Raw genomic sequence first — 17,725 nt, 5'->3', positions numbered from 1 at the left:
CGAAAGAGCCGCACGTGTCCTCTACGTACTCCGAGCTTCAGGCGCAACTGGCCACCCTCAGCACCGAGGCGTTCCGGCCCGAGCTCGCGGAGATCGACCAGCTCCCGACCCTCGACATCGCCCGCACCATGAACACCGAGGACCAGACCGTCCCCGCGGCCGTCGCCGCGGTGCTGCCGGAGATCTCCGCCGCCATCGACGCCACCGCCGCCCGCATGGCGCGCGGAGGCCGGCTGATCTACGCCGGCGCCGGCACGGCCGGCCGGCTCGGCGTCCTCGACGCCAGCGAGTGCCCGCCCACCTTCAACACCGACGCCGGCGAGGTCGTCGGCCTCATCGCGGGCGGCCCCTCGGCCATGGTCAAGGCCGTGGAGGGCGCGGAGGACTCACCGGAACTCGCCGCCGCCGACCTCGACGCGCTGAACCTCGCCGCGAACGACACCGTGGTCGGCATCTCCGCCTCCGGCCGCACCCCGTACGCCATCGGCGCCGTCGAACACGCCCGCGCGGCGGGCGCGTTGACGATCGGCCTGTCCTGCAACGCCGACAGCGGACTGGCCGCCGCCGCGGAACACGGCATCGAGGTCGTCACCGGCCCCGAGCTCCTCACCGGATCGACCCGGCTGAAGGCGGGCACGGCCCAGAAGCTCGTCCTCAACATGATCTCGACGATCACGATGATCCGGCTCGGCAAGACCTACGGAAACCTGATGGTCGACGTCCGCGCCTCCAACGAGAAGCTCCAGGCCAGGTCGCGCCGGATCGTCGCACTCGCCACCGGAGCACCCGACGAGCAGATCGAGACCTCCCTCGCCGCCGCCGACGGCGAGGTGAAGACCGCGATCCTGATGATCCTCGCCGGCATCGACGCCAAGAGCGCCGACCAGCGCCTCACCGACTCACACGGCCATCTGCGCGCCGCCCTGCACGCGCAGCCCTGAACCCTCCCCACCCCCGCACAGCAAGGCACCACCGCACCATGAGCACAGACGACAAGAACCGCGCCATCGCCGCCGCGATCCTCCCGCTCGTCGGCGGCGCAGCGAACATCGGCTCCGTGGCCCACTGCATGACCCGGCTCCGGCTCGGTCTGCGGGACCGCTCGCTCGTCCAGGACGAGGCCCTGAAGGCACTGCCGTCCGTGATGGGCGTCGTCGAGGACGACACGTACCAGATCGTGCTCGGCCCCGGCACCGTCGCCCGCGTGACGCCGGAGTTCGAGGCGCTCGTCGCCGCCGCGGCACCGGCCCACAGCGCCGACGAACTGGCGGCACAGGGCGCGGCGATCAAGGCGGCGCGGAAGGCGAAGAACCAGACCCCGTTCAAGCTGTTCCTCCGCCGGATCGCGAACATCTTCGTCCCGCTGATCCCCGCCCTCATCGGCTGCGGCATCATCGCCGGTCTCAACGGCCTGCTCGTCAACCTCGGCTGGCTGCCGTCCGTCACCCCCGCCCTGGCGGCGATGGCGAGCGGCTTCATGGCGCTGATCGCCGTCTTCGTCGGCTTCAACACCGCGAAGGAGTTCGGCGGTACGCCGATCCTGGGCGGGGCCGTCGCGGCGATCATCGTCTTCCCCGGCGTCGCGAAGATCGACGCCTTCGGCCAGACCCTGTCGCCCGGGCAGGGCGGTGTCCTCGGCGCGCTCGGCGCCGCCGTGCTCGCGGTGTACGTGGAGAAGTGGTGCCGGCGCTGGGTGCCGGAGGCGCTCGACGTCCTGGTCACCCCGACCCTCACGGTCCTCGTCTCCGGCCTGGTCACGATCTTCGGCCTGATGTTCGTGGCCGGTGAGGTCTCGACCGCGATCGGCGACTTCGCCAACTGGCTCCTCGCCAACGCCGGCGCGGGCGCGGGCTTCGTCCTGGGCGGTCTGTTCCTCCCGCTGGTGATGCTGGGCCTGCACCAGGCCCTGATCCCGATCCACACCACCCTGATCGAGCAGCAGGGCTTCACCGTCCTCCTCCCGATCCTGGCGATGGCGGGCGCGGGCCAGGTCGGCGCGGCGGTCGCCGTCTACCTCAAGCTCCCCCGCAACGGCTCGATCCGCCGCACCATCAAGTCCGCCCTCCCGGCCGGTTTCCTGGGTGTCGGCGAGCCCCTGATCTACGGCGTCTCGCTCCCGCTGGGCCGCCCGTTCGTCACGGCCTGCGTGGGCGGCGCGTTCGGCGGCGGTTTCATCGGCCTGTTCAACATGCTCGGCGACAAGGTCGGCTCGACGGCCATCGGCCCCTCGGGCTGGGCCCTGTTCCCGCTGCTCGACGGCAACAAGGGCCTCGGCGAGACGATCGCGATCTACGCGGGCGGCCTGCTGGCCGGTTACCTGGTCGGCTTCGTCGCGACGTACTTCTGGGGCTTCAGCCGCGAACTCCTGGAGGAGTTCGACGTGGAGACGGAGCCGGTGGAGGTCCCGGTGGCCTCCGGTGGTCCCGCCGCACCCCAGGCGCCGGAGCCGGTGAAGGTCTGACCGGCCGCGGCTCCACGACGACGAGGGCGGCTCCCCGTGCCGGGGGGGCGCCCTCGTCGTTCGTGGGACCGGCGCCAAGGGTCAGGCGTTCAGGCGTTCAGCCGTTCAGGCGTTCAGGCGTTCAGGGCACGTTCGCCGTCGTCTCGCAGGACGGCGTCGCGACGTCCGTCCCCGCCTCGCCGTCGCAGGTGTCCGGGGTCCCCGCGCCCCCGTCGAGGACGTCTCTGCTCGGGCCGGCGAGCAGCCGGTCGGCGCCGGCGCCGCCTCTGAGCACGTCCCGCCCGCCCACGGTGCCGACCGTGGACTCGATGAAGAAGTCGGCGTTGTCGCCGAGGATCCGGTCCTCTCCGCCCCTGCCCTCCAGGACGTCGTCACCGGCGCTCGCGGGCGCGGTGGTGTCGACCGAGCTGTCCCCGAGCAGGATCTCGTTCGCGCTGCCGCCGACGATCCGGTCGTCCCCGGAGCCGGTGGACGTGCCCGTCGCCGCGTTGTGGTCGCCGATGGCGAAGAAGCCGCCGTCGGCGCCCAGGTCCAGGACGTCGTCGCCGCCGCTCCCCGAGGTGCTGCCCTGCGCGTTGCCGTCGCCGATGAGGATGTCGACGCCGGGGCCGCCCCGCATCACGTCGTCCCCGGCGCCGGAGGCGTCCGTGACGGTGGCGGCGGAGTCCCCGTTCATGTCGTCGTCGCCCGCCCCACCGTCCATCAGGTCGTTGCCCCCACCGGAGGCGCTGGTACCGCGGCTGTCCCCGGCCGCGACGTCGTTCCCGGGACCACCGAAGATCTGGTCGTTCCCGCCGCCGGTGGCCACGCCCGCGGGGGCGAAGCTGTCCCCGCCGAGCCGGTCGTCGCCCGGGCCGCCGAAGACCCGGTCGTCTCCCCCGCCCGTGGCGTCGCCGGCCAGGGCGATCACATCGCCGCGCACGATGTCGTTGCCCGCCCCGCCGTCGACCTGGTCGTCGCCCAGCCCTCCGGCGACCGAGTCGTTCCCGCCGAGCGCGCAGATCAGGTCGTTGCCGCCCAGGCCGTCGATGGCGTCGACGTCCTCGGACCCGACGATCACATCGCTGCCGGCCGTGCCCAGGACGGTGCCCGAACCGGTGATGGTCGCCGGGACACCGAAACAGGTCGGCGGGGCGGCGGACGCGACGCCCGTCGGGAGGCCGAGCGCGAGGAGCGCGGCCACGGTCAGCACGGTCGGGCCGAGGCGGCGGGGTGGTCGGAGCGATGACATACGAAACCTCCAGGGCGAGAGCGCCCCACGAGCCACATGTGTCACCCAGAGCGATCACATACGGGGCGATATGTCACGGAACGTATGACACCGCGTGTCGCCCGGCGACCGGTGATCGCATTCGGGTGAGCCGCCGCCCCGCTCCCCCGCGCAGGACCGCGCGGGAAGCGGGCCGGCGCCTCCGCCGGCCCCGGTCAGTTCGCGCAGTACGTGTCGGAGGCCGGCCGCTCGCCGGTCCGCAGAAACGTGGTGACGGCCCGGTCCCCGCACGCGTTCCCGTTCCCCAGGTACATCCCGTGGCCGCCCTGGTCGACGGTGACGAGGCGGGCCCGGTCGCCGAGGGCGCGCCGCATCCGCAGACCGGCGGCGTACGGCGTGGACGGGTCGCGCAGGCTCTGGATCATCAGGACGTTGGACGGCCCCCGGTCGGTGATACGGGTCGGCTTCTCGGCCGGAGCCTTCCAGAACGAGCAGGGCGTGATGTTCGCCGGGAGACCGGCCGTGAGCGGGTACCGGGCCCGGTCGGCCGCGACGGCCCGCCGGTGCGCCGGGACGGAACGCGGCCACGTCACGTCGTTGCAGATGACGCCGACCGTGATCGCGGCGTCCTCGTCGGACAGCGCGTCGGCGAGCATCGGCGGAAGCGTGGGCGTGCGTCCCGGAGCCTGGGCGTCCACCACCAGACGGGCGAACCCCGCGAAGGCGCCGTCGCTGTAGAGCGCGTTCTGGAGCGCCTGCCGCAGCACGTTCCCCGTCAGCGGCACGCCCGCCTTCGTCGACTCCTTCGGTTCCCGGTCCAGCCGCTCGGCCAGCGCGATCACCAGCGGACGCACGTCCTCAGGGCGCTCCGCCAGCCGCAGCCCCTCGTGCGCCCGGTCGGGGTGGGCCGCCCAAGCCGCGAAGTCCGGGAACCGGTCCTCCGCGCCCTGCCCCATGAACGCGAGCCATCCCCTCGCCACCCGCCCCGGGTCCGGGTCGTTGCTGCTGTCCAGCACCCAACGATCCGTCCGGTGCGGGAACTTCTGCGCGTACACGGCCCCGACATACGTCCCGTACGAGACACCCCACGCCGACAGCTTCTCCTCCCCGAGCGCCTGCCGGAAGCGGTCCAGGTCCCGCGCCTGGTTCGCCGAGGTCATGCTCCGCAGCACGTCGCCCCCGTTGCGCGCGCACGCCTCGGCGGTCCGCCGGGACCGCTCGACGTTCTCGTCGATCGAGCCGTCCGCCGCCGGCCAGGAGCGCAGCGTCACCATCCACCGGTCGCCCTCGTCCAGCCCGCAGCGCGCCTTCGCGCTTCCGCCGACCCCGCGCGGATCGAGCGCCACCAGGTCGTAGGTCCCGCCCAGCTCCGCGCGCAGGGCGTTGCCCTTCGTCGTCAGCCGCTGCACACCGGAACTCCCCGGCCCGCCGGGGATCACGGCCAGCGTGCCCCGCCGCTCCTCGGGCCGGTCGCTGCGGACCCGCGACACGGCGAGGCCGATCTGGGGCCCGCCGGGGTCGCCGTAGTCCACGGGCACGGTGAGCGTGGCGCACTCCTGCGTGGCGGGCCCGTCCTTCTTGGCGCAGGGCGTCCACGTGAGGCCCGGGGAAGCGGCGGAGCCGGTGGCCGCGCGGGCGACGGTGGGCAGGGAGACCGCGGAGAGGGTGGCGGCCACGGTGGCGGCGGAGAGGGCGAGAGCGATGCTGGTGCGTCCGTAAGTCGTCATGCCGCAAGCTTTGTTGACGGGCCATCACGATCACATCCGGCAGCCGGGACGGCACGGGGTGGGGGTAGCCCCCGAGTCTCACGGGGGTGGCCGCACCTCCCGCGGGGCACCGTGCGCCATACTCCGGGCCGGAAGATCCCCGGGAGCGACGCGTCGCCCCCCGCACGCCCCCGAGGCAGGAGAACGATGGAAGCGACCGTACGGAACCGCCTGCGCCGGCTCACCCGAAGACAACGCGCGCTGGGACTCGTCCTGGCGTCGGTGCTCCTGGTCCTCGCCGGGACGGCCGGCCGGTACGCCGCGAGGGACGGCGGACTGCTCGTGGTGGCGGAACTCTTCCACCACCCGCTGCTGTTCGCCCTGTTGACGGGGGCGGCGCTGACGACGGCGGCGTTCCTGGCCTTCCGCGGCCTGATCGTCCGCGTCCTCGTCGGGGCGCTGTCCGCCCTCCTGGCCCTCGCGGGCCTGCCCTTCGCCCTGTTCGCCCTCTTCGGGGCGGCCGAGGAGACGATGGACACGCCGGCCCCCGGCCGCACCGACCGGCACCTCGTCATCGAGGAGGGCGCGGCGCTGATCGACCCCCTGTGGTGGGTGTACGTCGACGAGGGCAGCGGCCTGACCAAGCGCCGCTGGCGCGTGGGCCACTTCAACGGCGACGACCCCGCCAACGCTCTGGCCGAGGCGTCCTGGGCGGGCCCCGACCGCATCCGCCTCGTCACCGGCGACCCCGAATCCGGGGCGGAGGACGGCGTAGACGCGCCACGGACCCACTTCATCGACCTCGTCCCCGAGACGGGCCGGCCGCTGCGCACGATCGAGTCGGGCTGAGCGAACCCCCGCTCCTCCTCGGCGGTCCAGGTCCCGCCGGTCGGGCCGGTCGGGCCGCGTTCGGCCTATGATCACGCGGATGCCGGCCCCGACCGACGGGCCGTGACGAGAGGGCGGACGGGACGATGTGGCCGCGGGTCGACGGAATGCGCGCGCTGGAGCTGGGATCCCCCGGGGCCATGCGGGACGAACTCAACGCCCTGGTCCTGGCAGGTGCCAAGACCGCCACGACCTGCCTGCTCGACGAGTACGCCGAGGAGACGGAGGGCCTGGAGTACGTCGGCGAGCGGCAGGCTCTCCTGGACAACGAAGGGCGGTGCGTCGCCACCCTGGTCGTCACCGGCGTGGACGTGAGGCCCTTCGGCGAGGTCACCTGGGAGCACGCGCGGGCCGAGGGTGAGGGCGACGCGTCCCTCGACGCCTGGCGCGAGGTCCACCGCCGCTTCTGGTCCGCGTCCGGCACGCCGGTCGACGACCGCACCGTCGTCGTCTGCCTCACCTTCCGGCGGGCGGACAGCTCCTGAGCGGCCCGCGGCCGAGGCGGCGGCCGTCGGCGCGGCGAGGCGGCGTCAGTAGCCCCCTCCGGCGCAGCTGAAGCCGCCACCGCTGTGGCCGCCGTCGCCGAAGCCGCCGCTGTGCCCGCCGCCGAAGCCTCCCGAGCCCCCGGTGGCGGAGCCGCCGGACGGGTTGCCCCGGGGGGCGGGGGCCGGGCGGGAAGGGGGTGAGGTGATCGTCCGGTAGTTCTCGTGGAACAGCTCCCGCCACCAGGCCCCGAAGCCGACACCGTCCAGCTCCCGCTCCGCCTCGGCGAGAGCGGCGCCGTCCCAGACGACGGTCGGGAGATCCAGGTCCATGAGCGCCTGCCGAAGCCCCGCCAGGTCCACGCGGGGGCTGGCGTGGAGGGGAGTCGTCAGGGGCGCCTCGTCACGGGCGACGTCATGGCGGAAGGCGTACGCGGCCCGCCAGCCCTCCTCGGTGACGACCGCCCAGCCCCAGAGGGGCCGTTCGGCGAGCCGCTTCCTCCGGCGCCGGGCCTCTTCCTCCCGGCGGGCCGCCTCGCGCGCCCGCTCGACGACCTTCCGCTTCTCGGCCTCGATCGCCTGCCCGATCTCCCGGCCGACGGGCGCGTACGCCTCACCGGCTTCCCGCATCTCCCGCTCGTAGCGCTGCCGCGTCTCCTCCCACGCCTCCACGGCGCGGCGCACGGCGAGGTACTTCCACCCGGGAACGGCGACGGCCCGACGATAGGCGGCCTCCAGCCGGGCGCTGGCATCGTCCACGGCGGTGGCGTACGCGACGGCGGCCTTCACCCACCGGTCGCATGCCTCCGCCGTGCACGGGACGAGGACCCCCGCTCCGTCGTGGAGCCTCGGTGTCCACACGAGAAAGAGGGAAGGCGCCCGCCGCCCGTCGAGCAGCCGGTGGAAGGAGTGCTCGTAGACCCGGACCCTCCCCCGCAGCGGGGCGACGCGATCGCGACGCGTCTGTCTCGGGAGCAGCTTCCCGTGATGAGTGAGGTGCAGCGGCTGCAACCGACCCATCGACCCACCCCCCGCGGTCCCGTTGCCTCAAGGATTCCCCCACCGACGACCCCCGAAGCGTTCGACCGGGGCAGGACGGCCGCCCCTCATCCGGGCCCGTCCTCCCGGTCGGGTCGTCTGACTCGTCCGTACATCACCATGTCCCGTCGTTCCCCGCCCACTTCCTGCCAGGACCGCAGCACCCCCTCCCGTACGAAGCCCGCCCGTTCCGCCGTCCGGATCGAGGCTTCGTTCCAGGGCTCCACGAGCAACTGGAGCCGTGGGATGCCCAGTTCGCCGAAGGCCCACTCGGTCACCGCCGACAGCGCCGCCCCGGCCGCGCCCTCGCCGCGGCAGGACGGGGCGATCCAGTAGCCGAGGGTCGCGCGGCCCTCGGGGAGTTCGCGGAGCCAGAGGCCGATCATGCCCACGGCCCGCTCGTCCCTGCGGCGGACGATGACGAAGGGGTAGCCGGTGGCGTGCTCCGCGCGGGCCCATTGGCGGCGGACGTACGCCTCGCCCTCCGTCTCCGAGTACACCGGCGGGACGGTGGTGATCAGGGGGATGTACGGGTCCGTCGACGCCTCCTCCAGGAGGGGCAGGTCGGCCCGCTCCCAGCGGCGCAGTGCGAAGGCCCCGGCCGCCAGCCGGGGGACGATGAGGCTCACATCGTCCGAAGGTACGCCGCCAGACGGTCGTACTCCTCTTTCACCCCGCCCTCCATCCCGGTGGCCAGCGCCTGGTCCCGGACCTCGGTGGACGGCCAGAGCGAGGTGCTGGTGAGGGCCGTGCCGCCGTCCGGCGTGTCGTCGAAGGTGAGGGTCACGTGCACGGGCGGGCCGGGCATCAGCTCGAAGTTCTCGGTGTAGACGAGACGCTCGTTCGGGACGATCTCCTCGTACGTTCCCGAGAAGACGATCTCCTGCCCGTCGGGGGCCTGCTGGCCCCAGCGCCAGGCTCCGCCGACCTTGAGGTCGATGTCGGCGACCGTCGTGGTCAGCGCGGCGATCCCGTACCACCGGCGGACGTGCTCGGGCCTCGTCCACGCCTCCCAGACGCGGGCGGGCGGGGCGTCGAAGGTTCGGGTGATGACCAGCTCGCGGTCGGTGGGTGTCGTCAGCAGCGTGATCATGGAACGCTCCCGCCGTGGGGGATCCGGCCGTGGGGACCGTCGGGGGTCCTCTCCCCAGCATCACCCCGAAGCCCCGGGCGCGGCACCCGCAGGCGGCACGGGCCCGGACAGCCCGAGGGCGGCACCCCCGGCAGGGAGTGCCGCCCTCGGTCGCTCGAAGCGAGTCGCGGTCCGCGCGTCGCCTCGGCGATGCGCGGTCCGCGAGGAACCGCCGATCCGGAAGGATCAGAAGTCCATGTCACCGCCCGGCATGCCGCCCGGAGCGGCCGCGCCGGCCTTCTCCGGCTTGTCGGCGATGACAGCCTCGGTGGTGAGGAACAGCGCGGCGATGGAGGCCGCGTTCTGCAGCGCGGAGCGCGTCACCTTCGCCGGGTCGATGATGCCCTCGGCGATGAGGTCCACGTACTCGTTGGTCGCGGCGTTCAGGCCGTGGCCGACGGGCAGGTTGCGGACCTTCTCCGCCACGACGCCACCCTCGAGGCCGGCGTTGACGGCGATCTGCTTCAGCGGGGCCTCCAGGGCCAGCTTCACGATCGCGGCACCGGTGCCCTCGTCGCCCGAGAGGTCGGCCTCGAGCTTCTCGAAGACGTTGGACGCCTGGAGCAGGGCCACGCCACCACCGGCGACGATGCCCTCCTCGACGGCCGCCTTCGCGTTGCGAACGGCGTCCTCGATGCGGTGCTTGCGCTCCTTGAGCTCGACCTCGGTCGCGGCACCGGCCTTGATGACCGCAACACCGCCGGCGAGCTTCGCCAGGCGCTCCTGCAGCTTCTCGCGGTCGTAGTCGCTGTCCGAGTTCTCGATCTCGGCACGGATCTGGTTGACGCGACCGGCAACCTGGTCGCTCTCGCCGGAGCCGTCGACGATCGTGGTCTCGTCCTTGGTGATGACGACCTTGCGGGCGCGGCCCAGCAGGTCCAGGCCGGCGTTCTCGAGCTTGAGACCGACCTCCTCGGAGATGACCGTGCCGCCCGTGAGGATGGCGATGTCGTTCAGCATGGCCTTGCGGCGGTCGCCGAAGCCCGGGGCCTTGACCGCGACGGACTTGAAGGTGCCGCGGATCTTGTTGACGACCAGGGTCGACAGGGCCTCGCCCTCGACGTCCTCGGCGATGATCAGCAGGGGCTTGCCCGACTGCATGACCTTCTCCAGCAGCGGGAGCAGGTCCTTCACGGAGGAGATCTTGGAGTTGACGATCAGGATGTACGGGTCGTCCAGGGACGCCTCCATACGCTCCATGTCGGTGGCGAAGTACGCCGAGATGTAGCCCTTGTCGAAGCGCATACCCTCGGTGAGCTCCAGCTCCAGACCGAAGGTCTGGGACTCCTCGACGGTGATGACGCCTTCCTTGCCGACCTTGTCCATCGCCTCGGCGATGAGCTCGCCGATCTGGGTGTCGGCGGCGGAGATGGAGGCCGTGGAAGCGATCTGCTCCTTGGTCTCGACATCCTTCGCCTGCTCGAGCAGGGCGCCGGAGACGGCCTCGACGGCCTTCTCGATGCCGCGCTTGAGGGCCATCGGGTTGGCGCCGGCCGCCACGTTGCGCAGGCCCTCGCGGACGAGCGCCTGGGCGAGGACGGTCGCGGTGGTCGTACCGTCACCGGCGACGTCGTCCGTCTTCTTGGCGACTTCCTTGACCAGCTCGGCGCCGATCTTCTCGTACGGGTCCTCGAGCTCGATCTCCTTGGCGATGGACACACCATCGTTGGTGATCGTGGGGGCGCCCCACTTCTTCTCGAGGACGACGTTCCGGCCCTTGGGGCCAAGGGTGACCTTGACGGCGTCGGCGAGCTGGTTCATCCCGCGCTCGAGACCGCGCCGTGCCTCCTCGTCGAACGCGATGATCTTGGCCATGTGAAGTGGTCCTCCCGGACATGGGGTGGATAACGCTCCAGGACCGCGCCGACGCCCGCGACGGACGGCCTGCGAGCCCTGTGGTTCCTTGCCCCACCTGGCCGCGGACCTCGTCTGCCCGATCCTCGTAAGCACTCTCACCTTCAGAGTGCTAACGCCAATGATTAGCACTCGGCCCATGCGAGTGCAAGCGACTCCCACAGATCGGGAGAGGTCCGGGCGCGCGCACCCCGCCCTTCCCGCACACGCGCGAGGGGCGCACCCCGCCCCTCCCGCACACGCGCGAGGGGTCCGCATCCTGGTCAGGATGCGGACCCCTCGACGTAGAGAACGCGTGAGTGCGTACGTGGTGGCCGATCGCGCCGTGCTCAGACGGCGAGCTTGACCATGTCCGCCTGCGGACCCTTCTGGCCCTGCGAGATCTCGAACTCGACCCGCTGACCCTCTTCAAGGGTGCGGTATCCGTCCATCTGGATCGCGCTGTAGTGGACGAATACATCCGCACCACCGTCGACCGCGATGAAGCCGTAGCCCTTCTCCGCGTTGAACCACTTGACGGTGCCCTGAGCCATGCCTAACTCCCCTATTACTGGCCCTTGCGCGGGACCGCACTTCGCGGACCCGGGTCAGACCCTGCGCCGGAACGCGTCGACCGCGGCTGAATGTATCTGTCCAACTGCCCTCTGCAACAGGTCAATCGGACGAGAAATCTGGGCACGCCAGAAAGGAGAATTAAGGAGAATTCACTGAATTCCGGGGCAAGTCGGGCCCGTCAAAGTGCGCAGAAGGTACACAACAGTCGAACACTTTGGCTGCTTCTTGTCGGGTGCGGACGCATTCTCATATGCGTCTGGCACAAGCAGCGAAGGGAAGTCAGGGGGGCTTCCCCAACTCTACCCCCCTCAACCATGCAGAATTGCCCCCTCCGCTTCTCCGGCGGAAGGGGCAATTCAGGTGACCGTGGGTAACTCAGGTGACCGTGGGTGATTCAGGAGTTCCCCGCGCGAGGCCGTTCCGACTCAGCAGCCGCCGGCGACGGCGGGGATGATCGAGACGCCGGCGCCGTCCGGGGTCGCCGTCTCCAGGCCCTGCTCGAAACGGACGTCGTCGTCGTTGACGTACACGTTGACGAAGCGGCGCAGCTTGCCCTGGTCGTCCAGGACGCGGGCGGCGATGCCCGTGTGGTTCTTCTCGAGGTCGGCGATGACCTCCGAGAGCGTCGCGCCCTCGGCTGCGACCTCGGCCTGGCCGCCGGTGTAGGTGCGGAGGATGGTGGGGATGCGGACCTTGACGCTCATGAGTGGTTCACCTTCGGGGCTTCGGTGCGGGGCTGGAGCCCCCCGGACGGAGTCCGGGGGTTCGGGGGGCCGCCGGGGCGCCGGGTCTCCCGGGCACCCCGTCGGTCGCGGACGTCAGCCCGCCAGGCCGGCTTCGCGGAACGCGTCCAGGCTCGGGCGGATCGTGGCGGTCGCCTGCGAGGTATCGGCCACCGCGTCCAGGGTCTTGAGGCCGTCACCGGTGTTGAGCACGACCGTGGTCAGGCTGGGGTCGATGAGACCGGCCTCGATCAGCTTCTTCGTCACGCCGACCGTCACGCCGCCCGCCGTCTCGGCGAAGATGCCCTCCGTACGGGCGAGGATCTTGATCGCCTCGACGACCTGCTCGTCGTTCACGTCTTCCACCGCGCCACCGGTGCGGCGGGCGATGTCGAGGACGTACGGACCGTCGGCCGGGTTGCCGATCGCCAGGGACTTGGCGATGGTGTCCGGCTTCTGGGGGCGCACGACGTCGTGGCCGGCCTTGAACGCCGTGGACACCGGGGAGCAGCCCTCGGCCTGCGCGCCGAAGATCTTGTACGGCTTGTCCTCGACGAGACCGAGCTTGATGAGCTCCTGCAGACCCTTGTCGATCTTGGTGAGCTGGGAGCCGGAGGCGATCGGGATGACGAGCTGGTCGGGCAGCTGCCAGCCGAGCTGCTCGCAGATCTCGTACGCGAGCGTCTTGGAGCCCTCGCCGTAGTAGGGGCGCAGGTTGACGTTGACGAAGCCCCAGCCCTCGCCCAGCGGGTCGCCGATGAGCTCGGAGCAGAAGCGGTTGACGTCGTCGTAGTTGCCCTCGATGCCGACGAGTTCACCGCCGTAGACGGCGGCCATGACGACCTTGCCCTGCTCCAGGTCGTGCGGGATGAACACGCAGGAGCGGAAGCCGGCGCGGGCGGCGGCGGCGCCGACGGCGCCGGCCAGGTTGCCGGTGGAGGAGCAGGACAGGGTGGTGAAGCCGAAGGCGCGGGCGGCTTCGAGGGCCTGGGCGACGACGCGGTCCTTGAAGGAGTGCGTCGGGTTGCCGGAGTCGTCCTTGACGTAGAGCTTGCCCGGCTCGACGCCCAGCTCGCGGGCGAGGTTGTCGGCCTGGACGAGCTTGGTCCAGCCCGGGTTCAGGTTCGGCTTCTCGGCGACGTCGGCGGGGACGGGCAGCAGCGGGGCGTAGCGCCAGATGTTGGCGGGTCCGGCCTCGATCTGCTTGCGCAGTGCCTCGGGGTCGCCGAGGGGCAGGTCGTAGGCGACTTCGAGCGGGCCGAAACAGAGCTCGCAGGCGAAGATGGGACCGAGGGGGAACTTCTCACCGCATTCACGACAGGAGAGTCCGGAAGCCGGACCGAGGTCGACCGTCGAAGTGGTGGTGGAAACAGTCTGTACAGCCATGGAGGCGAGGCCCTTTCTCCTCATCTTTCCCATGGCGAACGTCGCCATGAGACGGATTTGGCACCTTCCCTAGCCGGGAGCCTCGCGGGCGCTGTCACGAAGACTGCGGACGAGACCGACTGGAGGGTTGCCGGGGCTTCAACGGGCCGTTTCCCTCTGCCCCTCTGGATGAGCGGTATTCGGTTGTAGAACGCAGGTGGCACCCCGACATGCATCGGGCTTCCGCGTTGTTCAAGACTGTAACCGAAGGCATGGACGGGTGAGATGGTCGTCCGAACCGCGAGATGGAGATCACGTTGCTGGATGAAGTGGAGCGCTGGCTGGCCCGGCGGTCCTGGTCCGTGGCAGACCGTCCGAGGGAGCGGCTGGTGGCCGCCAAGCGGGGGACGACGGTCAGCGTGGTGCTGCCGGCCCTCGACGAGGAGGCTACGGTCGGGGACATCGTCTCCGTGATCCGCCGGGAGCTGATGACCGAGGCGGTGCCGTTGGTCGACGAGCTCGTGGTGATCGACTCCGGCTCCACGGACCGTACGGCCGAGGTCGCGGCGGCGGCGGGGGCCCGGGTGGTGGCGCGTGACGAGATCCTGCCGCGGATTCCGGCCCTCCCGGGCAAGGGCGAGGTGCTGTGGCGGTCACTGATGGTGACCAGCGGTGACATCGTCTGCTTCGTCGACGCGGATCTGCGGGACTTCTCCGCGGACTTCGTCACCGGCATCGTGGGTCCGCTCCTCACCGAGCCCGACGTCGACTTCGTGAAGGCGATGTACGACCGCCCGCTCGGAACCGAGGCCGCCGAATCCGGCAAGACGCCTGGTCAGGGGGGTCGGGTGACGGAGCTGGTGGCACGGCCGCTGCTCAATCTGCACTGGCCCCAACTGGCCGGCTTCGTCCAGCCGCTGGGCGGCGAGTACGCGGTGCGCCGCTCGCTGCTCGAACGACTCCCCTTCCCCGTCGGCTACGGAGTGGAGTTGGGGCTGCTCGTCGACGCGCTGCACACCGTCGGTCTCGACGCGCTCGCCCAGGTCGACGTCGGGGTCCGCAAGCACCGCCACCAGGACGAGCGGGCGCTCGGCCGGATGGCGGCGGCGATCTACCGGACCGCGCAGCTGCGGCTGTCCCGCGGACATCTGGTGCGGCCGCTGCTGACGCAGTTCGAGCGGGACGACTCGGGCCGGGGGAAGGGCTTCACGCCGCGGACGTACGCCGTGGACACGGAGGAGCGGCCGCCGATGATCGACATCGCGGAGTACGCGCGCCGCCGCGTGGCGTAACACCGAATGATGATGTTTTTTAACTAAATTCCCGTTTCATGCGGTTCAACAATCGGATGACCACACGGTCGGTGGCGCTCGTGCTCGCCGCCGGCGCGCTCGGTTCGCTGTCCCTCGCCGCGGCCGGTCCGGCCGCGGCGGACGTGGTGGAACCCTTCGGCAAGCGGTACGACGCCTCCCTGTACGGCGACTTCACGACCGTCGGCAACACGGTCATGGGCTGCCCCACCACCCCCGCCGATCAGGCCGCGCGGTGCGCCACCGCCGCCGACGGCCGGGGTGGTGACGACAACGACGCCTTCGCCATGACGCGGATCGACACCGCCTCCATGGCCGCCGGCTACGGCTCCAGCACGGGCCGGGTCGAGATCCCCGCGGGCGCCGAGGTCTCGTACGCCCGGCTCTTCTGGGGCGGCAACGACGGCACGTACCAGGGACCGGACGGGACGCGGCGCGAACGCTGCGACGTCTCCGGCGGCGAGGCGACGCCCTCGCCCGGCGACCCCGCGACGACCGCGCCGCGCCTCCGGGTCGGATCGGGGGCCGGGACGGAGGTCTCCATCGACTCCATGGTCACGGACCCGGAGGAGATCACCGGCCCGCACTACTACACGGGCGAGTCGGACGTCACCGCCGCCTTCGCCGAGGTGCCCGGCGGCGCCACGCCGGTCGCGGTGGGCAACGTCTGGGCGGCGAACGGCCCGGGCTGCGTCGCGGGCTGGTCCCTGACGGTCGTCTACGCGTACCCCGGCCCCGAGCCGACGCACGCGCCGGACCGCCGCCGCGTGTACGTCTACGGCGGCCACGTGCTCCAGCGCCCCACCTCTCCGGCGACGACCGTGACCGTCGACGGCTTCCACCGGACGGCCGGGCGGGCGCGGGCGGCCGTGACGGCGTACGACGGCGACCGGAACACACCGGGCGACATGTTCCTGGTGAACGGCGAGAAGGTCACTGTGCCCACCGGCGGCACCGACGGCTTCTTCGTCGGCGGGACCTCCGGCGCCGTCTCCCCGGACGCGGCCGACAGTCTGGGCATCGACGCGAGGTCCTTCGACCTCCCGGACGGCGCGGTCCCGGACGGCGCGGACTCGGCCGATCTGACCTTCAGGACCGCGGGCGACGCCTACGTGCCCTCCGCGCTGGCCTTCTCCGTACCCGTGCGGGACCCGGACGGCACGCGGCCGACCCCGACGCCGACCCCCACGCCCGCCCGGACGGAGGCGCAGGCACGGCCCGCGGCGGCCTCCGTGGCGCCCTCGGGGTCCCCCTCCCCGACGCGGCCGCCGGCCCCGCCCACGCCGGTCCCCGACCCCACCACCCACCAGGCCCGCCCCCCGGCGCACGGACCCGGCGGCTCGATGGCCGAGACGGGCGGCAACGGCGAGCGGCTGTGGCTGCTCGGCGGTCTCGCGCTCGCCCTGGCGGCGACGGGCGCGGTGGCGAAGGCGGCGATGCGCAGCCGGCACCAGCCCTGACGACGCCCGCCGGCACGGCTCCGACGCGCCCGCGCGGCGTGGATTCGCCACACTTGTATACGTACGTTTGAGCGTTTACGCGACGGGCTAGGTTCGGCACATGGCTTCTGTGCTTGTGGCGTCCAATCGGGGTCCGGTCTCGTACGCCCTCGCCGAGGACGGCACCCTCAGTGCCCGCCGCGGCGGGGGCGGTCTCGTCTCCGGGCTGAGCGCCGTGTCCTCCGAGGACAGCGTGTGGGTGTGCGCGGCGCTGTCCGACGGGGACCGGGAGGCGGTCCGCAGGGGCGTCTCCGAGCCGGGCGTACGGATGCTGGCCATCGAGCCTGAGGTCCACCACGACGCGTACAACGGCATCGCGAACTCGGTGCTGTGGTTCCTGCACCACCACCTGTGGGACATCCCGCGCGAGCCGGTCTTCGACGCGGAGTTCCGCCGCCGGTGGCAGTCGTACCGTGCCTACAACCGCGCGTTCGCCGAGGAGCTGGCGGCGCGGGCGGCCGAGGGCGCGGCGGTCCTGGTGCAGGACTACCACCTGGCGCTGGTTCCGGGGCAGCTGCGGGAGCTGCGGCCGGATCTGCGGATCGGTCACTTCACCCACACCCCGTGGGCGTCGCCGGAGTACGCGCGGCTGCTCCCGGAGGACATCCGCGAGGAGCTGCTCTGGGGGATGCTCGGCGCGGACGAGCTGGGCTTCCACACCTGGGAATGGGCGTCGTCGTTCATCACGGGTGCGCGCGTCGACGGCGCGGGCGGGGTGGCCGAGGGGGCCCTGCGCGCGGACGACCCGTGGCGCGGGGTGCACCATCACAGGGCGGGCGGATCGGCACGGCGCACCCGGGTCCACGTCTACCCCCTGGGGGTGGACGGCGACGAGCTGCGCGCCCTCGCCCACCGGCCGGAGGTCGAGGACCGGCTCGCCGCGCTGCGGGCCGAGGTCGGTGACCGCAGGACGATCGTGCGGGTGGACCGCACGGAGCTGTCGAAGAACGTGGTCCGCGGGCTGCTGGCGTACCGGGAGCTGCTGCGTGAGCGGCCCGAGTGGCACGACCGGGTCGTCCACCTGGCCTCGGCGTACCCGTCCCGCCAGGACCTGGAGGTCTACCGCGCGTACACGGCGGCGGTGGCGGACCTGGCGGGGGAGATCAACGCGGAGTTCGGCACGGACGCCTGGCAGCCGGTGCTGCTGTCGGTGAAGGACGACTTCCCGCGCTCCCTCGCCGCCTACCGGATGGCGGACGTGGCGCTGATCAACCCGGTCAGGGACGGGATGAACCTGGTGGCGAAGGAGATCCCGGTGGTGTCGGAGACGGGCTGTGTCCTGGTCCTCTCGACGGGCGCCGGGGCGTACGACGAACTGCGCGAGGACGCGCTGACGGTCAGCCCGTACGACGTCTCGGAGACGGCCCGGGCGCTGCACCGCGCCCTGACGATGTCCCCGAGCGAACGCGCCGACCGGACCAAGCGTCTGGCCGTGGCGGCGACGGCGCTGCCGCCACAGCAGTGGTTCCTGAAGCAGCTGGAGGCGCTGCGGGAGAACTGACG

At 71.9% G+C, this 17,725-nt stretch carries 16 protein-coding genes and 1 riboswitch; of the genes, 7 read left to right on the top strand and 9 right to left on the bottom strand.

What is annotated here, in order from left to right; genetic code table 11:
• Positions 1-14: 14 nt before the first annotated feature.
• Both murQ and AB0D99_RS31010 read left to right on the top strand, forming a co-directional pair.
• Positions 15-941 carry an N-acetylmuramic acid 6-phosphate etherase gene (murQ, locus tag AB0D99_RS31015; RefSeq protein ID WP_362369729.1) on the top strand — a complete coding sequence of 309 codons (927 nt, stop codon included), beginning with the start codon at positions 15-17 and terminating at the stop codon, positions 939-941.
• A 38-nt stretch (positions 942-979) separates the two neighbouring features.
• Positions 980-2,461 carry a PTS transporter subunit EIIC gene (locus AB0D99_RS31010; RefSeq protein ID WP_362369726.1) on the top strand — a complete coding sequence of 494 codons (1,482 nt, stop codon included), beginning with the start codon at positions 980-982 and terminating at the stop codon, positions 2,459-2,461.
• Positions 2,462-2,582: 121 nt separating this feature from the next.
• Here AB0D99_RS31010 and AB0D99_RS31005 read toward each other — a convergent pair whose 3' ends face one another.
• Together AB0D99_RS31005 and AB0D99_RS31000 are read right to left on the bottom strand one after the other, a co-directional pair.
• Positions 2,583-3,692: a calcium-binding protein gene (locus tag AB0D99_RS31005; RefSeq protein WP_362369723.1), complete on the bottom strand. Its 1,110-nt coding sequence runs from the start codon at positions 3,690-3,692 to the stop codon at positions 2,583-2,585.
• A 194-nt stretch (positions 3,693-3,886) separates the two neighbouring features.
• Positions 3,887-5,398 carry an alpha/beta hydrolase gene (locus tag AB0D99_RS31000; protein WP_362369720.1) on the bottom strand — a complete coding sequence of 504 codons (1,512 nt, stop codon included), beginning with the start codon at positions 5,396-5,398 and terminating at the stop codon, positions 3,887-3,889.
• Between the two features lie 186 nt (positions 5,399-5,584).
• Here AB0D99_RS31000 and AB0D99_RS30995 point away from each other — a divergent pair, with 186 nt between their 5' ends.
• Complete coding sequence (locus tag AB0D99_RS30995; protein ID WP_362369717.1) at positions 5,585-6,226, top strand: hypothetical protein; 642 nt, start codon at positions 5,585-5,587, stop codon at positions 6,224-6,226.
• 179 nt (positions 6,227-6,405) lie between these two features.
• Positions 6,406-6,750 carry an ASCH domain-containing protein gene (locus AB0D99_RS30990; protein WP_362369714.1) on the top strand — a complete coding sequence of 115 codons (345 nt, stop codon included), beginning with the start codon at positions 6,406-6,408 and terminating at the stop codon, positions 6,748-6,750.
• Positions 6,751-6,795: 45 nt separating this feature from the next.
• Here AB0D99_RS30990 and AB0D99_RS30985 read toward each other — a convergent pair whose 3' ends face one another.
• The 7 genes from AB0D99_RS30985 to thrC all read right to left on the bottom strand — a co-directional run bounded on the left by AB0D99_RS30985 (position 6,796) and on the right by thrC (position 13,458).
• Positions 6,796-7,767, bottom strand: coding sequence for a hypothetical protein (locus AB0D99_RS30985; protein WP_362369711.1), 972 nt, complete (start codon positions 7,765-7,767; stop codon positions 6,796-6,798).
• Between the two features lie 86 nt (positions 7,768-7,853).
• Complete coding sequence (locus AB0D99_RS30980; protein ID WP_362369708.1) at positions 7,854-8,414, bottom strand: GNAT family protein; 561 nt, start codon at positions 8,412-8,414, stop codon at positions 7,854-7,856.
• Complete coding sequence (locus tag AB0D99_RS30975) at positions 8,411-8,878, bottom strand: SRPBCC family protein (protein WP_362369705.1); 468 nt, start codon at positions 8,876-8,878, stop codon at positions 8,411-8,413. The genes AB0D99_RS30980 and AB0D99_RS30975 overlap by 4 nt, the downstream gene beginning before the upstream one ends.
• A gap of 225 nt (positions 8,879-9,103) precedes the next feature.
• A complete protein-coding gene (gene groL, locus AB0D99_RS30970; RefSeq protein ID WP_362369702.1) occupies positions 9,104-10,732 on the bottom strand; it encodes a chaperonin GroEL in 1,629 nt (542 codons plus the stop codon).
• A 368-nt stretch (positions 10,733-11,100) separates the two neighbouring features.
• The gene (locus tag AB0D99_RS30965; protein ID WP_005315736.1) at positions 11,101-11,304 is read right to left on the bottom strand and encodes a cold-shock protein; all 204 of its coding nucleotides are present in this window, start codon (positions 11,302-11,304) and stop codon (positions 11,101-11,103) included.
• Positions 11,305-11,751: 447 nt separating this feature from the next.
• Positions 11,752-12,030: a MoaD/ThiS family protein gene (locus tag AB0D99_RS30960; protein WP_215066190.1), complete on the bottom strand. Its 279-nt coding sequence runs from the start codon at positions 12,028-12,030 to the stop codon at positions 11,752-11,754.
• A 114-nt stretch (positions 12,031-12,144) separates the two neighbouring features.
• Positions 12,145-13,458 carry a threonine synthase gene (thrC, locus tag AB0D99_RS30955; protein ID WP_362369785.1) on the bottom strand — a complete coding sequence of 438 codons (1,314 nt, stop codon included), beginning with the start codon at positions 13,456-13,458 and terminating at the stop codon, positions 12,145-12,147.
• Positions 13,452-13,609: riboswitch (SAM riboswitch) on the bottom strand. Its footprint overlaps the gene before it by 7 nt.
• 121 nt (positions 13,610-13,730) lie before the next feature.
• On the opposite strand from thrC, the gene AB0D99_RS30950 reads away from it, so the two are divergent.
• The 3 genes from AB0D99_RS30950 (at position 13,731) to AB0D99_RS30940 (ending at position 17,723) form a co-directional block, all read left to right on the top strand.
• Positions 13,731-14,705, top strand: a complete 975-nt coding sequence (locus tag AB0D99_RS30950; RefSeq protein WP_362369697.1) for a glucosyl-3-phosphoglycerate synthase — start codon at positions 13,731-13,733, stop codon at positions 14,703-14,705.
• Between the two features lie 38 nt (positions 14,706-14,743).
• Positions 14,744-16,183 (top strand): hypothetical protein, encoded by a 1,440-nt coding sequence (locus AB0D99_RS30945; RefSeq protein ID WP_362369694.1) that lies wholly within the window; start codon positions 14,744-14,746, stop codon positions 16,181-16,183.
• 100 nt (positions 16,184-16,283) lie between these two features.
• On the top strand, positions 16,284-17,723 hold the full coding sequence (locus tag AB0D99_RS30940) for a trehalose-6-phosphate synthase (RefSeq protein WP_362369691.1): 1,440 nt from the start codon (positions 16,284-16,286) through the stop codon (positions 17,721-17,723).
• Positions 17,724-17,725 lie beyond the last annotated feature (2 nt).

Origin of the sequence: Streptomyces sp. NPDC047971 (assembly GCF_040653355.1) — a bacterium.
Lineage (GTDB): Bacteria > Actinomycetota > Actinomycetes > Streptomycetales > Streptomycetaceae > Streptomyces.
Note: the sequence above shows the minus strand (reverse complement) of the source record. Positions and strands in the feature narration are given on the sequence as shown.